Source organism: Pseudomonas sp. Q1-7 (assembly GCF_028010285.1).
Classification (GTDB): Bacteria; Pseudomonadota; Gammaproteobacteria; order Pseudomonadales; family Pseudomonadaceae; genus Metapseudomonas.
Genome location: NZ_CP116304.1, coordinates 2,019,231 through 2,035,608 on the forward strand (window position 1 = coordinate 2,019,231; position 16,378 = coordinate 2,035,608).

Annotated in this window: 18 protein-coding genes; 9 read left to right on the top strand and 9 right to left on the bottom strand. The window is 65.8% G+C overall.

Annotation, left to right across the window (positions count from 1 at the left end):
• Positions 1-103: 103 nt before the first annotated feature.
• Positions 104-2,953: an RNA polymerase-associated protein RapA gene (rapA, locus tag PJW05_RS09365; protein ID WP_271411438.1), complete on the bottom strand. Its 2,850-nt coding sequence runs from the start codon at positions 2,951-2,953 to the stop codon at positions 104-106.
• A 155-nt stretch (positions 2,954-3,108) separates the two neighbouring features.
• On the opposite strand from rapA, the gene PJW05_RS09370 reads away from it, so the two are divergent.
• The 5 genes from PJW05_RS09370 to PJW05_RS09385 all read left to right on the top strand — a co-directional run bounded on the left by PJW05_RS09370 (position 3,109) and on the right by PJW05_RS09385 (position 6,494).
• The gene (locus PJW05_RS09370) at positions 3,109-3,405 is read left to right on the top strand and encodes an aspartate-semialdehyde dehydrogenase (RefSeq protein WP_271411439.1); all 297 of its coding nucleotides are present in this window, start codon (positions 3,109-3,111) and stop codon (positions 3,403-3,405) included.
• 59 nt (positions 3,406-3,464) lie between these two features.
• Positions 3,465-4,043 carry an alpha-ketoglutarate-dependent dioxygenase AlkB family protein gene (locus PJW05_RS09375; protein ID WP_442969219.1) on the top strand — a complete coding sequence of 193 codons (579 nt, stop codon included), beginning with the start codon at positions 3,465-3,467 and terminating at the stop codon, positions 4,041-4,043.
• The gene (locus PJW05_RS09380) at positions 4,040-4,195 is read left to right on the top strand and encodes a hypothetical protein (protein WP_271411441.1); all 156 of its coding nucleotides are present in this window, start codon (positions 4,040-4,042) and stop codon (positions 4,193-4,195) included. The genes PJW05_RS09375 and PJW05_RS09380 overlap by 4 nt, the downstream gene beginning before the upstream one ends.
• 950 nt (positions 4,196-5,145) lie before the next feature.
• On the top strand, positions 5,146-5,262 hold the full coding sequence (gene ccoM, locus PJW05_RS26615; protein WP_280359762.1) for a cytochrome c oxidase subunit CcoM: 117 nt from the start codon (positions 5,146-5,148) through the stop codon (positions 5,260-5,262).
• Between the two features lie 104 nt (positions 5,263-5,366).
• On the top strand, positions 5,367-6,494 hold the full coding sequence (locus tag PJW05_RS09385; RefSeq protein ID WP_271411442.1) for a GNAT family N-acetyltransferase: 1,128 nt from the start codon (positions 5,367-5,369) through the stop codon (positions 6,492-6,494).
• On the opposite strand, the gene PJW05_RS09390 is transcribed toward PJW05_RS09385, so the two are convergent.
• The 6 genes from PJW05_RS09390 to PJW05_RS09415 form a co-directional block, all read right to left on the bottom strand.
• The gene (locus PJW05_RS09390; protein WP_271411443.1) at positions 6,495-6,782 is read right to left on the bottom strand and encodes a DUF2790 domain-containing protein; all 288 of its coding nucleotides are present in this window, start codon (positions 6,780-6,782) and stop codon (positions 6,495-6,497) included. It abuts the gene before it with no gap.
• A gap of 229 nt (positions 6,783-7,011) precedes the next feature.
• Positions 7,012-7,278, bottom strand: coding sequence for a DUF2790 domain-containing protein (locus PJW05_RS09395; RefSeq protein WP_271411444.1), 267 nt, complete (start codon positions 7,276-7,278; stop codon positions 7,012-7,014).
• Between the two features lie 140 nt (positions 7,279-7,418).
• Positions 7,419-9,251 carry an ABC transporter ATP-binding protein gene (locus tag PJW05_RS09400; protein WP_271411445.1) on the bottom strand — a complete coding sequence of 611 codons (1,833 nt, stop codon included), beginning with the start codon at positions 9,249-9,251 and terminating at the stop codon, positions 7,419-7,421.
• Between the two features lie 60 nt (positions 9,252-9,311).
• A complete protein-coding gene (locus tag PJW05_RS09405) occupies positions 9,312-9,866 on the bottom strand; it encodes a peptidylprolyl isomerase (RefSeq protein ID WP_271411446.1) in 555 nt (184 codons plus the stop codon).
• Positions 9,860-10,669, bottom strand: a complete 810-nt coding sequence (locus PJW05_RS09410) for an alpha/beta fold hydrolase (RefSeq protein WP_271411447.1) — start codon at positions 10,667-10,669, stop codon at positions 9,860-9,862. The genes PJW05_RS09405 and PJW05_RS09410 overlap by 7 nt, the downstream gene beginning before the upstream one ends.
• Positions 10,670-10,682: 13 nt before the next feature.
• Positions 10,683-11,609 carry a LysR family transcriptional regulator gene (locus PJW05_RS09415; protein WP_271411448.1) on the bottom strand — a complete coding sequence of 309 codons (927 nt, stop codon included), beginning with the start codon at positions 11,607-11,609 and terminating at the stop codon, positions 10,683-10,685.
• 109 nt (positions 11,610-11,718) lie between these two features.
• On the opposite strand from PJW05_RS09415, the gene PJW05_RS09420 reads away from it, so the two are divergent.
• The 3 genes from PJW05_RS09420 (at position 11,719) to rarD (ending at position 13,962) form a co-directional block, all read left to right on the top strand.
• Entirely contained in the window at positions 11,719-12,033 is a 315-nt protein-coding gene (locus PJW05_RS09420) for a 3-phosphoglycerate kinase (RefSeq protein ID WP_271411449.1), read from the top strand.
• Positions 12,034-12,186: 153 nt separating this feature from the next.
• Positions 12,187-12,786: an FMN-dependent NADH-azoreductase gene (locus PJW05_RS09425; protein ID WP_271411450.1), complete on the top strand. Its 600-nt coding sequence runs from the start codon at positions 12,187-12,189 to the stop codon at positions 12,784-12,786.
• Positions 12,787-13,065: 279 nt separating this feature from the next.
• Entirely contained in the window at positions 13,066-13,962 is an 897-nt protein-coding gene (gene rarD / locus PJW05_RS09430) for an EamA family transporter RarD (RefSeq protein WP_271411451.1), read from the top strand.
• 8 nt (positions 13,963-13,970) lie between these two features.
• Here the strand turns inward: rarD and PJW05_RS09435 are convergent, their stop codons facing one another.
• Together PJW05_RS09435 and PJW05_RS09440 are read right to left on the bottom strand one after the other, a co-directional pair.
• Positions 13,971-14,366, bottom strand: a complete 396-nt coding sequence (locus tag PJW05_RS09435) for an NUDIX hydrolase (protein ID WP_271411452.1) — start codon at positions 14,364-14,366, stop codon at positions 13,971-13,973.
• Complete coding sequence (locus PJW05_RS09440) at positions 14,363-14,908, bottom strand: dihydrofolate reductase family protein (protein ID WP_271411453.1); 546 nt, start codon at positions 14,906-14,908, stop codon at positions 14,363-14,365. Before PJW05_RS09440 ends, PJW05_RS09435 begins: the two co-directional genes overlap by 4 nt.
• A gap of 137 nt (positions 14,909-15,045) precedes the next feature.
• Here PJW05_RS09440 and PJW05_RS09445 point away from each other — a divergent pair, with 137 nt between their 5' ends.
• Positions 15,046-16,377 carry a DEAD/DEAH box helicase gene (locus PJW05_RS09445; protein ID WP_271411454.1) on the top strand — a complete coding sequence of 444 codons (1,332 nt, stop codon included), beginning with the start codon at positions 15,046-15,048 and terminating at the stop codon, positions 16,375-16,377.
• Position 16,378 lies beyond the last annotated feature (1 nt).

Genomic DNA, 16,378 nt, shown 5'->3' on the forward strand with positions numbered 1-16,378 from the left:
AAGCCCAGCGGTCTGGTAGAGGCCGCTGCGTTGGGCTTCGCGGGCTCAGTCCAACCTACCTGGCTGCCTGGCTGTAGGGGCGAGCAGGCCGTAGGCCTGCCCATCAACCCGCGACGAGCACCCGGATCGACTCCAGGCGCAGGGCCGCCTTGTCCAGCAGTTGCAGGCCTTCGTCACGCTGGTGGCGAACGGCTTCCAGTTCGCTGTCGCGGACGCTCGGGTTGACCGCCTGGAGGGCGGTGAGGCGGGCCAGTTCCTCGTCCAGTTCGGCCTTCAGACGGCGCTTGGCCTCGGCGACGCGCTCGGCGTGGCGCGGGGCGATCTTGGCCTCGCCGGCGTTGATCTGTTTGGCGAGCACGTCGCGCTGGGCCTGGACGAACTTGTTGGCGCTGCCACGCGGCACGCTTTCCAACTGGTCGTTGAGGGTGTCGAAGGCCACCTTGGCGGCCAGGTCGTTGCCGTTGGCGTCCAGCAGGCAGCGCAGGGCCTTGGGCGGCAGGAAGCGGCTCAGCTGCAGGGCGCGCGGCGCCACCGCTTCGCTGACGTAGAGCAGCTCCAGCAGCACGGTGCCGGGCTTGAGCGCCTTGTTCTTGATCAGCGCCACGGCGGTGTTGCCCATGGACCCGGACAGCACCAGGTCCATGCCGCCCTGCACCATGGGGTGTTCCCAGGTGAGGAACTGCATGTCCTCGCGGGACAGCGCCTGGTTGCGGTCGTAGGTGACGGTCACGCCTTCGTCGTCGCCCAGGGGGAAGCCGGCATCGAGCATCTTCTCGCCGGGCTTGAGCACCAGGGCGTTCTCGGAGTGATCCTCGCTGTCGACGCCGAATGCCTCGAACAGCGACTCCATATAAATAGGCAGGGCGAATTGGTCGTCCTGTTCGAGAATGTCCTCCACCAGGCGTTCGCCTTCGCCGGCACCGCCGGAGTTGAGTTCCAGCAGGCGGTCGCGGCCGTTGTGCATCTCGCCTTCCAGGCGCTTGCGCTCGGCTTCCGCTTCGCTCACCAGCGCTTCCCAGGCGCCATCGTCGCCGCTTTCGAGCATCGACAGCAGGCGCGAGCCGAACCGGTGCTGGAGGGCGTTGCCGGTGGGGCAGGTGGCGAGGAAGGCGTTCAGGGCCTGGTGGTACCACTGGAACAGGCGTTCCTGCGGGCTGGTTTCCAGGTAGGGCACGTGGAGCTGGATGGTGTGCTTCTGGCCGATCCGGTCGAGACGGCCGATGCGCTGTTCCAGCAGGTCCGGGTGGGCCGGCAGGTCGAACAGCACCAGGTGATGGGCGAACTGGAAGTTGCGGCCCTCGGAGCCGATTTCCGAGCAGATCAGCACCTGGGCGCCGAACTCTTCGTCGGCGAAGTAGGCGGCGGCGCGGTCGCGCTCAAGGATGCTCATGCCTTCATGGAACACCGTCGCGGGGATACCGGAGCGCACGCGCAAGGCGTCTTCCAGGTCCAGGGCGGTTTCCGCGTGGGCGCAGATCACCAGCACCTTGAACTTCTTCAGCATCTTCAGGGTGTCGATCAGCCACTCGACGCGCGGGTCGAAGCGCCACCAGCGTTCGCTTTCGTCGCCGCTGTCCTGCTGGGCCTGGAAGCTGACTTCCGGATAGAGGTCCGGATGCTCGCCGATGGGCAGCTCCATGTACTCCACCGGGTTGGGCAGCGGATAAGGGTGCAACTGGCGCTCGGGGAAGCCCTGCACGGCGGCGCGGGTGTTGCGGAACAGCACGCGGCCGGTGCCGTGACGGTCCAGCAGCTCGCGCACCAGGCGCGGCGCGGCATCACCGTCGCCGCCGGCCAGGGCGTGCAGCAGGCTTTCGCCTTCCTCGCCGAGGAAGCCCTTGATGGTGGCTTCGGCCTTGGCGCTCAGGCGGCCCTGGTCCAGCAGCTCCTGTACGGCTTCGGCCACCGGACGGTAGTTGGCGCTTTCGGCGCGGAAGGCTTCGAGGTCGTGGAAGCGGCTCGGGTCGAGCAGGCGCAGGCGTGCGAAGTGGCTTTCCAGGCCCAACTGCTCAGGGGTAGCGGTGAGCAGCAGCACGCCGGGAATGACCTCGGCCAGTTGCTCCACCAGGCGGTACTCGGGGCTGGCCTGTTCCGGGTGCCAGACCAGGTGGTGGGCTTCGTCCACCACCAGCAGGTCCCAGCCGGCGGCGAAGGCGGCGTCCTGGGCTTGCTCACTGCTCTTCAGCCACTCCAGGGAAACCAGGGCGAGCTGGCTGTCCTCGAAGGGGTTGCTGGCATCGCTTTCGGCGAAACGCTCGGCGTCGAACAAGGCCACCTGCAGGTTGAAGCGCCGGCGCATTTCCACCAGCCATTGGTGCTGGAGGTTTTCCGGCACCAGGATCAGCACGCGGCTGGCCCGGCCGGAAATCAGCTGGCGATGGATGACCAGGCCGGCCTCGATGGTCTTGCCCAGGCCCACTTCGTCCGCCAGCAGTACGCGCGGCGCCACGCGGTCGGCCACTTCGCGGGCGATGTGCAGCTGGTGGGCGATGGGCTGGGCGCGGGCGCCGGACAGGCCCCAGAGAGAGGATTGCAACAGGCGCGAGCGGTGTTCCAGGGTGTGGTAGCGCAGGGCGAACCACTTGTGCGGGTCGATCTGGCCGGCGAACAGCCGGTCGTTGGCCAGGCGGAACTGGATGAAGTTGTTCAGCTGGGTTTCCGGCAGGATGCGCGGTTCGTTCTGCGCGGTGATGCCGTGGTAGACCAGCAGGCCGTCGATGTCCTCGACTTCCTGGACGTTCAGCTTCCAGCCGTCGAAGTGGGTGATCTCGTCGCCCGGGGCGAAGCGCACACGGGTCAGGGGCGCATTGCGCAGCGCGTATTGGCGGGTGTCGCCAGTGGCCGGGTAGAGCACGGTGAGCAGGCGGTCATCCGACGTGAGGATGGTTCCGAGCCCCAGCTCCGCTTCGCTGTCACTGATCCAGCGTTGCCCCGGTTGATACTGCTGCGCCATGCCTGTCTCCCTGAGATGAAAAAAGCCGCGTATGGTAACGGAACCGAGGGCGCAGGGCGACGCCGGATCGGGGCCGTGTGTCCGCAAAAGTGTAGCGAGCGCAGGTAAAGAAGCGCCGAAGCTGGCCGACAGACTGACCAAAGGAGGGCTTGAGCATGTTGCCACCCATTCCCCAGGGCCTGGTCCCGGTCACGGCCCAGCAGGACGTGGTCAAACCGCGCCCGGAAATCCCGCCGGTCACGCCCGCGCAGGAGAGCGCCCAGGAGAGTGCCGTCGGCCTGGACAAGCGCCATCCCCAGGAGACCGAGGAACTGCTCCGGGAGGAGCAGCGGCGACGCCAGCGGCGTGGCTATACGCCCCAGGAGCTGGCCGCCGGCGAGGTGGACGAGGAGGACGAAGCCGTGTTGCGGGAGCTGCCCCGGCAAGGCCTGTGGGTGGATGTGGAGGTTTGAGGCGCGCAGAATGGAACCTCCTTTTACCTGAGCCGACCGCGTTGGACCTGTTCGACGATATGCCCCTCCGGCTGCCCGACGCCGATCTGCGCCATGAGCCGGGCTTTCTTGTCGCGGACGAGGCCAGCGACTGGCTGGCGCGTCTGGTGGCTGAAACGCCCTGGGAACAGCCGCAGGTCCATCTCCATGGACGTTTCTACCCGGTGCCGCGCCTGGTGGCCTGGTATGGCGACCCGGATGCCCGCTACCGCTATTCCGGCCTGACCCATGACCCTCTGCCCTGGACGCCGCTGCTGGCGGAAATCCGCGCACGGGTCGTGGACGCGGTTGGGCAGCCCCTCAACGGCGTGCTGCTCAACTACTACCGCGACGGCCAGGATTCCATGGGCTGGCACAGCGATGACGAGGCGGAGCTGGGGCGCAACCCGTTGGTGGCCTCCCTCAACCTGGGCGGTACGCGCCGTTTCGACTTGCGCCGCAAGGGCGGCAGCCGCATCGAACACTCCCTGGAACTGGGCCACGGCGCGCTACTGGTCATGAGCGGGCCGACGCAGCATCATTGGCAGCATCAGGTGGCGAAGACCCGTACCCCTTGCGCACCTCGCCTCAACCTCACCTTCCGTTGGATCCGCTCATGAGCAACGACGAAAACCTGATCGACTTTGGCGCCGAGCGCGACAAGCGCATCCACGACGTCCACGAAAAGCGCCTCAACGACATGCGCAAGGCCTTCGAGCAGGCCATGCCGCTGCCCAAGGGCAAGAAAGGCAAGAAACCGAAGAAGCGCTAGCTACAGGTTGGTTCCCTCCAGCCACAAAAAGGGCTGCGCGGATGGCTTTACGTAGGATGGGTAGAGGTACGAAACCCATCGTTTCGGAGGGATGGGTTTCGCTTCGCTCTACGCCATCCTACGGGACCTGCGCTCGAGCAGGCCATGCCGCTGCCCAAGGGCAGTTCCCCCCAACTACAAAATGGGGCTGCGCGGATGGCTTTTCGTAGGATGGGTAGAGGTACGAAACCCATCGTTTCGGAGTGATGGGTTTCGCTTCGCTCTACGCCATCCTACGGGACCTGTGCTCGAGCAGACCATGCCGCTGCCCAAGGGCAGTTCCCCCCAACTACAAAATGGGGCTGCGCGGATGGCTTTTCGTAGGATGGGTAGAGGTACGACACCCATCATTTCGGAGTGATGGGTTTCGCTTCGCTCTACGCCATCCTACGGGACCTGCGCTCGAGCAGGCCATGCCGCTGCCCAAGGGAAGTTCCCCCCAACTACAAAATGGGGCTGCGCGGATGGCTTCTCGTAGGATGGGTAGAGGTACGAAACCCATCGTTTCGGAGGGATGGGTTTCGCTCCGCTCTACGCCATCCTACGGGACCTGCGCTCGAGCAGGCCATGCCGCTGCCCAAGGGCAGTTCCCCCCAACTACAAAATGGGGCTGCGCGGATGGCTTTTCGTAGGATGGGTAGAGGTACGAAACCCATCGTTTCGGAGGGATGGGTTTCGCTCCGCTCTACGCCATCCTACGGGACCTGCGCGGGTACGAGGCCCATCGCCCTATCCCGCGCCATGGCGCCACAGCCAATCCCTCACCCTCCCCAAAAATTGACCTGGATCAGTGTCCCGAGAGCCGCCTCACAGGGCTACCTGGGCGATTGACCCAGATCAATTTTCCATCCCTGCCGTGCGGGTAACTTGCACCCATCGAAGCAACAACGCCGCAACGCAGGAGGCAGATCATGTTCGTCGATACAGTGGTTCTCGCCGGTATAGGCACGGTCGGTCTCATGGTCGCCTTCTTCGCTGGCGTCGGTTACTTCATCTGGAAGGATTCGCACAAACGCAAACCGCGTTGAGTCACTCCGGGTTTACAGGCACGCAAGGCACCTCGGGCGACTTCGGTCGCCCATTTTTTTGTTCCCGCTTTTCTTCCTGATCGGCCCGCGCCAGACTGGGCGCCATGCCGATCCAGACCCTTTCCCGCCTCGTCGATCTCGACCCGCAGCACTGGGATGCCCTGCTGCCGGACGACCAGCCTTTTCTGCGTCACGCCTTCCTGTCCACCCTGGAAGAAAGCGGCAGCGTTGGCGGCCGCAGCGGCTGGCATCCGGCCCACCACCTGCTGCGCGGGGCAGGCGGCGAGCTGAAAGCGGCTTTGCCGGCCTACCTGAAGAGCCATTCCTACGGCGAGTACGTGTTCGACTGGGCTTGGGCCGACGCCTGCCAACGCGCTGGCATTCCTTACTACCCGAAGCTGCTGGCCGCGGTGCCTTTCACCCCGGTGGGTGGTGCGCGGCTGCTGGCGGTGGACGATGCGGCGGCCGGCGAGCTGCTGGACGCGCTGGTGGTCGATGTGGCCGCCGACGACCTGTCGGGCGTGCACATCAACTTCACCGACGCCTTCGCCGACCGTCACTTGCGCGGCCGCGAGGGGTGGCTGGAGCGCCTGGGCTGCCAATTCCACTGGCGTAACCACGGCTACCGCGACTTCCAGGATTTCCTCGATGCGCTGAGTTCGCGCAAGCGCAAGCAAATCCGCAAGGAGCGTGAGCAGGTGGCGGGGCAGGGGATCGAGTTCCAGTGGCGCCAGGGCCATGAGCTGGAAGAGGCGGACTGGGATTTCGTCCATGCCTGCTACGCCAACACCTACCGTGTGCGAGGCCAGGCACCCTACCTGACGCGTACCTTCTTCAGCCTGCTGGCGCAGCGGATGCCCGAGGCCATTCGCGTGGTGTTGGCGCGGCAGTCAGGGCGGCCGGTGGCCATGGCGTTTTCCCTGCAGGGTGGCGACAGCCTCTACGGGCGCTATTGGGGCTGCCTGGCGGAATTCGACCGGCTGCATTTCGAAACCTGTTTCTACCAGGGCATCGAGCAGGCCATCGCCGCCGGGCTGCAGCGTTTCGACGCCGGCGCCCAGGGCGAGCACAAGTTGATTCGGGGATTCGAGCCGGTGATCACCCGCTCCTGGCACTGGCTGGCCCATCCCGGGTTGCGGGCTGCGGTGGGCGATTTCCTGGTGCAGGAGCGGGACGGGGTGCTGGCCTACGCCGAGGAGGCGCGGGGCCTGCTGCCGTTCAGGCGGGACTGATCAGCCGATCTGGCTGGGGTGATCGGGCGTGACGGTGCTGCCGCCCCACTCGAGGAAACGGATCTTGTGGACTTCACCTTCGCTGTCTTCGTAGACGAGGGTGACTGGCACGACGCCGACTCGTCCGGAGGTGTCGGTGCGGTGCAACACCCTCTGGACGTCGATGTCCATCCCGTAGTGATAGTCCACCGGCGCGACGCCGGCACCTTGGTTCTGCAAGCCATCCTGGGCGAATACACTGGGCGCGAGACTGGAGAGCAGGGCGCTTACAACCGAGGCCATTTTCATCGGCTTTGTATTCCTCTGTTGGGTTTCGCTGACAAGGGACTTTATCTGACCCGCTGAGGACGGTTAGTTCAGTGGCCCTCGTCGACGCTTCCGCTCTGAGCGTTTTTTGATCAGTCCGAATCGCCCGTGCTTGAGCCGCTGCGACCGTTTGTCGCACTGGCTGAAATTCTTCCGATCCTGGTCTACGGGGCGAGTCGCCTCGCCCCTGCGTTGCCGTTCGTCGACAGGCTCAGCTGTTGCTGGCGTGGTTGCCCCATTCGAGGAAGCGAACCTTGCGCAGCTCGCCCTTGCTGTCCTCATAGACCATGGTGACCGGCACCACGCCGGAGCGTTGGCTGGCGTCGGTGCGGTAGAGGACGCGCTGCACGTCCAGTTCCATTCCGTAGTGGTAGTCGACGGCGGGGATTCCGGCGCCGATGTCGCGCTGGTAGTCCTGGGCGAACACGCTGGGGGCGAGGCTGGCGAGTACGGCGCTGACGGCGGATGCGATCTTCATGGGCTGTTCCTCTCGGGGTCCGGGGTCGGTTTCGGATGAAACCGGGTACGGGCTCCATAAGACCTGTCGGACGCGCCTGACAGAAATCGAAGCGCCTTGTAGTGGAGATCAACCGCGTCGATGGGAGACGCGGCCGGACTTCACTCCACCCCGACGAAGCCGCCGGTCTGGTGCTGCCAGAGGCGCGCATAGAGGCCGCCATGGGCCAGCAATTCGGCATGGCTGCCGCTTTCCACCACGCGGCCCTTGTCCAGCACCACCAGGCGGTCCATGCGGGCGATGGTGGAGAGGCGGTGGGCAATGGCGATCACCGTCTTGCCGCGCATCAGGGTTTCCAGGCTTTCCTGGATGGCCACCTCGACCTCCGAATCCAGCGCCGAGGTGGCTTCGTCCAGGATCAGGATCGGCGCGTCCTTGAGCAGTACGCGGGCGATGGCGATGCGCTGGCGCTGGCCGCCGGACAGCTTCACCCCACGCTCCCCGACATGGGCGTCGAAGCCGCGCCGGCCGCTGGCATCCGAGAGCAGCGGGACGAACTCGTCGGCGCGGGCCTTGCGCACCGCTTCCAGCAGCTCGGCATCGCTGGCGCCAGGGCGGCCGTAGAGCAGGTTGTCGCGGATCGAGCGGTGCAGCAGCGAGGTGTCCTGGGTGACCATGCCGATCTGTGCCCGCAGGCTTTCCTGGGTCACCCCGCTGATGTCCTGTCCGTCGATGAGGATGCGTCCGCCTTCCAGGTCGTAGAGCCGCAGCAGCAGGTTGACCAGAGTCGACTTGCCGGCGCCGGAAGGGCCGACCAGGCCGATCTTCTCGCCAGGCCGCACGCGCAGGTCGAGGTCCTGGATCACGCCACCGCCCTTGCCGTAGTGGAAGGCGACGTGCTCGAAGCGCACGTCGCCCCGCTCGACCCGCAGGGGCTCCGCCTGTGGCTGGTCGATCACCTGGCGCGGCACGGCGATGGTCTGCATGCCGTCCTGCACCTGGCCGATGTTGTCGAAGATGCCGGTGACCACCCACATGATCCAGCCGGACATGCTGATGATGCGGATCACCAGTCCGGTGGCCAGGGCGATGGCGCCGACGCTGATCAGCCCCTGGTTGCACAGCCACAGGGCGAGGCCGCAGGTGCCGACGATCAGCAACCCGCCCATGACGGTGACGGTGGCGTCCATGGCGGTGATCACCCGCGCCATCGCCTGGCTCTTGCGGGTCTGTTCGTCGATGGCCTCGCGGGCGTAGTCCTCTTCCTCGCGGGTGTGGGCGAACAGCTTGAGGGTGGTGATGTTGGTGTAGCCGTCGACGATGCGGCCCATCAGTCGCGAGCGGGAGTCGGAGGACTCCACCGAACGCTGCTTCACCCGTGGCACGAAGTAGCGGAGGGCGCAGAGGTAGCCGGCTATCCACAGCCCCAGGGGAATCATCAGGCGCCAGTCGGCCTCGGCGAACAGCACCAGGGAACTGAGTGCGTAGATCAGTACGTGCCAGAGCGCGTCCACCGCCTGCACCGCCGAGTCACGCAGCGAGTTGCCGGTCTGCATGATGCGCTGGGCGATGCGTCCGGCGAAGTCGTTCTGGAAGAAACCCAGGCTTTGCTTCAGCACGTAGCGGTGGTTCTGCCAGCGGACCAGGTTGGTCAGGCCAGGGGTAATGCTCTGGTGCACCAGCAGGTCGTGCAGGCTGTTGAACAGCGGCCGCAGAATCAGCGTCACCACGGCCATCCAGGCCAGTTCCGGGCCGTGCCGCCGGAAGAGTTCGCCGACGGGCGTGACCTGCACCAGGTCGACGATGCGGCCGAGGAAGCTGAACAGCGCCACTTCGATCAGCGCGACGATGAGCCCCACCACGAGCAGGGCGATGAATACCGGCCAGACCTGGCGCAGGTAATAGACATAGAAGCGCAGTACGCTGCGCGGCGGCATTTCGTCTGGCGCCTGGCGGAAGACGTCGATCAGGCGTTCGAAGCGTTGGAAGAGCATGGCGAATCCATCCGGAGGAAAACGCTCGGCCCGGGCGTCCTGCCCGGGCGCGAGTAGCGCTTAGAGGCGCTTGGCGGAAAGTATCACCACCGGCTGCAGCGGAACGTTCTGGTACATGCCACGGTTGCCGGTGGGAACGCTGGCGATCTGGTCGACCACGTCCATGCCGCGCACCACCTTGCCGAACACTGCGTAGCCGAAGTCACGGCTGCCGTGGTCGAGGAAGGCGTTGTCGTTGTGGTTGATGAAGAACTGGCTGGTGGCCGAGTTGACCGCCTGGGTGCGCGCCATGGCCAGGGTGCCGCGCTGGTTGCGCAGGCCGTTGTCCGCCTCGTTCTTGATCGGGGCGTTGGTGTCCTTCTGGCTCATGTCGGTGTCGAAGCCGCCGCCCTGGATCATGAAACCGGGGATGACGCGGTGGAACACGGTGCCGTCGTAGAAGCCGGCGTCCACGTAGTCGAGGAAGTTCTTCACGCTCACCGGCGCCTTGTCGGCATCCAGTTCCACTTCGATTTCCCCGGCGCTGGTGGTCAGCAGCACGTGGGGCTTGTCGGCGGCCAGCAGGTTGAGGGAGACGAGCAGGGCGCAGGCGCCCAGGGCGAGTTTTTTCAGCATCGGTTTTGGTCCTTGTTGCGCTCCACTTCATCGAGGAAGTCGAGCAGGGTGGCGTTGAAACGTTCGGGTTGGTCCAGTGGTGTCGCGTGGCGGGAGTGTTCGATGACCACCAGGCGTGCGTTCGGCAGTTCCTTCACATAGGTTTCCTTCTGGGAAACCGGCGTGTAGTCGCGGTCGGCGCTAACCACCAGGGTCGGACACTGGATGCGCCGCAGCCGCTCGCGCACGCCCCAGCCGATGATGGCGTCCAGCGCGGACAGGTAGGCGCGCTTGTCATTCTGTGGCCAGCGCTCTTCGATCTTGCGGCGCAGTTCGGCCTGTTCCGGCAGCGGGAACAGCAGGCCACCGAGGGCCTTGGCGATGCTCTCCAGGCTGAGCACGCGGGAGAGGGTCCAGCGCTTGGCGATTTCCAGGAAGTCCTTCGGTGTGCGCGGTTTCACCTCCGGGCCGCTGTTGACGATGGTCAGGCTGCGCAGGAGTTCGGGGTGATCGACGCCGAGCTGAAAGCCGATCATGCCGCCCATGCTGATGCCCACCAGGTGCACGTCGATCAGCCCCAGGTGCTCGATCAGCGCGACCACGTCATCGGCGAAGGTGGCGATGCTGTAGCGCTCGCGCGGCTTGTCCGAGCGCCCGTGGCCGCGTACGTCGAGGGCGATGACCCGGTAGCGGGCGGCGAGGGCGGGGACCTGGTATTCCCAGTCGCGGGTGCTGGAGCCCAGCCCGTGGACCAGTAGCACCGGCATGCCGCGACCGTAGTCCTCGTAGTGCAACTGGCAGCCGTCGTTGTCGAAGTAGGACATGCTCGAACTCCTGTCAGACACTGGAAACCGGGGCCGCGAAGGGGACGTCCAGCGGTGCGGAATCGAAGGTCTTCAGCAGTTCGACCAGGATCTGCGATGCCGGGCCCAGGGCCTTGTCCTTGTTGGCGTAGAGGTAGAACGAAGGGTGGCGGCTTCCGCCCTGGTCCAGGGGCAGGGGTTTGAGCTGGCCGTCCTTGAGCTCTCGTTCGATGAGGTGGCGCGGCAGCCAGGCAAAGCCCAGGCCGCTGCTGACGAAATTGGCCGCGGTGGACAGACTGCCTACCGTCCAGCGCTGTTCGGCGCCCAGCCAGCCGACGTTGCGCGGTTGGGTGCGGCCGGTGTCGCGGATCACCACCTGCAACTGGCTTTCCAGGTCCTGGAAACTGACCTGGCGTTGCAGGCGATGCAGCGGATGGTCGGGGTGCGCGACCGCGACGAATTCCACCGAGCAGAGGGCGGCGCCCAGGTAGCCCTGGATATCCAGCGTGGTGATGGCCAGGTCGGCCGAGCCCTCCAGCAGGACTTCCTCGACGCCGGACAGCACCTCTTCACGCAGGCGCACACGGCAACCGCGGCTTTGCGGCATGAACGCGGAGAGGGCGCGCACCAGGCGGGCATTGGGGTAGGCGGCGTCGACCACCAGGCGCACTTCGGCTTCCCAGCCCTGCTCCATGTGATGGGCCAGCTCTTCCAGCTGGCTGGCCTGCTTGACCAGTTGCCGCGAGCGACGCAGCAGCACTTCACCGGCTTCGGTCAGCACCGCCTTGCGTCCTTCGATACGCAGCAGCGGTACGCCCAGTTGCTCCTGCATGCGCGCGACCGTGTAGCTGACCGAGGACTGCGAGCGGTGTGTGGCCTCGGCGGCCTGGGCGAAGCCGCCGTGGTCCACCACCGCCTGCAGGGTGCGCCACTGGTCGAGGGTAACGCGCGGGGCTTTCATGCTGTGCTGCTCCTCTTGCTGCTGATGCCGGCAAATCGCCCGCGCCCATGGCGCTGATGCCGCTTGCGGCGCTCTGTTAAGCTGGCGCTCTCTGCACTGGAGATCGCCCATGAAAAAGCTGTGTTGTGCCGTGTTCGCCCTGCTGCCCGCGCTGGCCGTCGCCTACCCCATCGAGGTGGAGAAGCAGTACAACGGCGCCGAGATCGTCTACGACACCACCGATATTGCCGACAACCTGGCCGCCATCAACATCCAGAACATCGGCGGCACCACAGCCGAATGCAAGGTGGTCTTCGTCAACGGTCCGGAAACCCCGAAGGTGCGCAAGGCACTGATCGAGAGCGGCAAGAGCGCCTACCTGACAGCCACCTTCCAGCGTTCGGTGATCAGGCTGCGGATCAAGCTGACCTGCAAGCCCACATGAGCGGGTCGGGGCACAGCAAGCAGCCTAGTGCCCCTCCTGCTACAAATCAACTTTCTTGATGTTTTTAGGCGGATATTTACGCTTTTTTATCGATTCATGACGACCTAATCTGCGCCCCATCGACGCAATCAACCCCGATGGAGGCAGCCCCCCATGTCCCGCGTACTCGTCATCGAAAGCAGCGCCCGCCAGCAAGGTTCCGTTTCCCGCCAGCTCACCCAGGACTTCATCGCGCAATGGTCGGCCGCCCACCCGGCCGATGAGATTACCGTCCGCGACCTTGCCGTGGAGCAGGTCCCGCACCTGGACGCCGACCTCCTGGGTGGCTGGATGAAGCCCGCCGACCAGCAGAGTGAAAGCGAGAAGGCCGCTCTGGTGCGCTCCAACCTGCTGACCGAGGAACTGCTGGCGGCCGACGTACTGGTGATGGCGGCTCCCATGTACAACTTCGCCATCCCCAGCACCCTGAAATCCTGGCTGGATCACGTGCTGCGCGCCGGCGTCACCTTCAAGTACACCGAAACCGGCCCGAAGGGCCTGCTCACCGGCAAGCGCGCCTTCGTCCTGACCGCTCGCGGCGGCATCTACTCCGGCAGCCCGCTGGACCATCAGGAGCCCTATCTGCGCCAGGCGATGAGCTTCATCGGTATCCATGACGTGACCTTCATCCACGCCGAAGGCCTGAACATGGGCAACGAGTTCCAGGAAAAAGGCCTGGCCTCGGCCAAGGCCCGGCTGGCCCAGGTCGCCTGATCCCGCGTCACCCACCGGCTCCTCCTGGTGCGCCAACGCTCCGTGGGCGCACCTTCCCTGCCCGGCCTGATTCAGGCCGGGCTTTTTTATGTCCGGGAGCAGGGGGCTTTTGCCTGAACGATGGCGTTTTCAACAATGCCGAGGACGGCCCTGCCCGGGTGGTCAGTTTTCCCGCTTGTTAAGCTTCCGCTCGCGGCAAGGAAGGCGTATGTTCGCCGGCTGCTTTGCGAGGCCCCCGATGATTTCCCTCCCGTTCCATTCCCGCGTGCCGAGACGCTCATGAGGCTCTCCGGTCGCGGTGTCGCGCTGTCGCTGACGGCGTCTGTGCTCTTCGCCCTGATGCCCGGTTACGTGCGCGAACTGGCGCCGCTGGACGGCGTGCAGGTCTTCGCCCAGAGGGTGCTCTGGTCGATTCCGGCGGTGTTGATGCTGCTGGCGCTGAGTCGCCAGTGGCCGGCCTTCGTGGCGGTGCTCGGACGCTTGCGGCGCGAGCCCTTGCTGCTCGCGTCATTGCCCCTGTCGGCGTTGTTGATCGGCCTGCAGTGGGGGCTGTTCCTCTGGGCGCCCTTGCAGGGACGGATGCTGGAGGTGTCGCTCGGCTACTTCCTGCTGCCCTTGGCGATGGTGCTGGCCGGTCGGCTGTTCTACGCCGAACGCCTGCGGCCGTTGCAATTGCTGGCAGTGGTGTGCGCGCTGGCGGGCGTGCTGCATGAGCTCTGGCTGACCCGTGCCTTCTCCTGGCTGACCCTGGTCACTGCCCTGGGCTACCCGCCCTATTTCATGCTGCGTCGCTGGATGCGGCTGGATGCGCTGTCCGGTTTCATCCTGGAAATGCTGGTGCTGGCGCCCCTGGCCATCTGGCTGATTCTTCGCTTCTCGCCGCCTGGCGCGTTCGCCCAGGCGCCGCAGCTCTGGTGGTTGATTCCCGGCCTGGGGCTGCTCGGCACCCTGGCTTTTGCCGCCATGATGGCGTCCAGCCGGCTGCTGCCGCTGGGGCTGTTCGGCATTCTCAGCTACGTGGAGCCGGTGCTGCTGTTCGCGGTGGCGGTGGCCTTCCTAGGCGAATCCTTCGATCCCGCCCAGCTCTGGACCTACCTGCCGATCTGGCTGGCCGTGGTGCTGATCGGCTGGGACAGCGCCAACCTGCTGCGCAAGCAGGCGCGGCAAGGCCTGTAGCGTTCCATTCAACGGCCCGCCAGGGCGTCCAGCACGTGGTCCCGCAACAGCGGCGCCAGGTTTTCCGGGTGGGGGGCGCCGGGCTCCAGCCAGGCCAGCTCTTCCAGCTCCGCTGCCGCGTGCACCGCGCGGGGCAGGCGGGCGACGAAGATGTCGGCATCCACCCAGGTGTCGGCTTCATTGGCGGCCGGTGCGCGGAAGCGGCCCAGGGGCGTAAGGGCGGAGGCCTCCAGGCGTAGCTGGAGTTCTTCCCAGAGTTCGCGTTGCAGGGCTTGCAGCGGACTTTCGTCCGCTTCGCGCTTGCCGCCGGGCAGCATCAGCGCCCGGGTACCGCGCTTGCGCACCAGCAGCAGGCGGTCGTTTGGGTCCAGCAGGCAGGCGGCGGCGATGTTCAGGGTGGTCATGTGATCTCGGCTTCGGGCAGGAATTGGTAGTGCAGCTGCACCACGCCGGTGGGGAAGCTGCGCTGCTCGCGTAGCTGGAGGCGGCGTTCGAGGCCGGCGGCGAACAGCGGGATGCCGGCACCCAGCAGATGGGGAATGACGCTGACCACCAGCTCATCGAGCAGGCCGGCAGAGTAGCAGCTTCCGGCCAGTGAACCACCACCCACCAGCCAGATGCGCTTGCAACCAGCGGCAGCCAGTTGCTCGATGGCCTGGGCCGGTGTGTCGTGGTTGATCCGCACGTCCGGCGCGGCGGGCGGCAGGTCGCCGCGGGCCAGCACCAGGCAGGGTTTGCCGGGGTAGGGCCAGTCGCCGCCGAAGGCGAGCAGGGTTTCGTAGGTCGCGCGGCCCATCAGCAGGCCGTCGATGCTGTCGTAGAAGGCCTGATAGCCGTGGTCGTCACCCGATTCTTCGATGGCCTCCAGCCAATCGACGCGGCCATCCGGGCGGGCGATGTAGCCATCCAGGCTGGCGGCGACGTAGTAGATCAGGGCTGGGCGCATGGCAGGGCTCCGATTGTGGCTGGAAAGAGCGTATATGCGCTGGCGGGTTCCGTCGCTGTGTCGCAGGTAAATCGCGCGTTCGCTCGCGACTCCGGGTAACCTATGCAGCTGTTTACGCTTTCGATCGAGGTAGCCCCGTGTTTTCCCAATTCGCCCTGCACGAACGTCTGCTCAAGGCCGTTGCCGAACTCAAATTCGTCGAGCCGACCCCGGTGCAGGTGGCGGCCATCCCGCCGGCCCTGGAAGGGCGCGACCTGCGGGTGACCGCCCAGACCGGCAGCGGCAAGACCGCCGCCTTCGTCCTGCCGTTGCTCAACCGCCTGATCGGCGAAGCCAAGCCCCGTGTACGCATTCGCTCGCTGATCCTGCTGCCGACCCGCGAGCTGGCCCAGCAGACGTTGAAGGAAGTGGAGCGTTTCTCCCAGTTCACATTCATCAAGTCCGGCCTGGTCACTGGTGGCGAGGGCTTCAAGGAACAGGCGGCCCTGCTGCGCAAGCTGCCCGACGTGCTGATCGCCACCCCCGGCCGCCTGGTGGAACACCTGGACGCCGGCAACCTGGACCTGCGCGAAGTGGAAGTGCTGGTGCTGGACGAAGCCGACCGCATGCTCGACATGGGCTTCGCCGAGGACATGCAGCGCATCACCGAACTCTGCGCCAACCGCCAGCAGACCCTGCTGTTCTCCGCCACCACCGGCGGCAATGCCCTGCGCGAGGTGATCGCCAAGGTGCTGCGCGACCCGCTGCACCTGCGCCTGAACAGCGTCGACCAGCTCAATGAGAACACCCGCCAGCAGATCATCACCGCCGACGACCCCGAACATAAGGAGCAACTGGCGCGCTGGTTGCTGGCCAACGAGACCTACCAGAAGGCGATCCTCTTCACCAACACCCGCGCCCAGGCCGACCGCCTCTACGGCCACCTGGTGGCGGGTGGCTACAAGGCCTTCGTGCTGCACGGCGAGAAGGACCAGAAGGACCGCAAGCTGGCCATCGAGCGGGTCAAGCAGGGCGGCACCAAGGTGCTGGTGGCCACCGATGTCGCCGCACGCGGCCTGGACATCGAGGGCCTGGACCTGGTGATCAACTTCGACATGCCGCGTTCCGGCGACGAGTACGTGCACCGCGTCGGCCGGACCGGTCGTGCCGGCGGCGAGGGCCTGGCGGTTTCGCTGATCTGCCACAACGACTGGAACCTGATGTCGAGCGTCGAGCGCTACCTCAAGCAGAGCTTCGAACGCCGCGTCATCAAGGAGCTCAAGGGCACCTACAGCGGCCCGAAAAAGGTCAAGGCATCCGGCAAGGCCGCCGGCACCAAGAAGAAAAAGACCGACAAGAAAGGCGACAAGAAGACCACCGCCAAGTCCGCCGCACCCAAGCGCAAGCCCAGCAAGCCGCGCGAGGAGTCCCGTGTGGTGAGTGGCGACGGCCTGGCGCCGCTCAAACGCAGGAAGCCGGCGGCGGAATAAG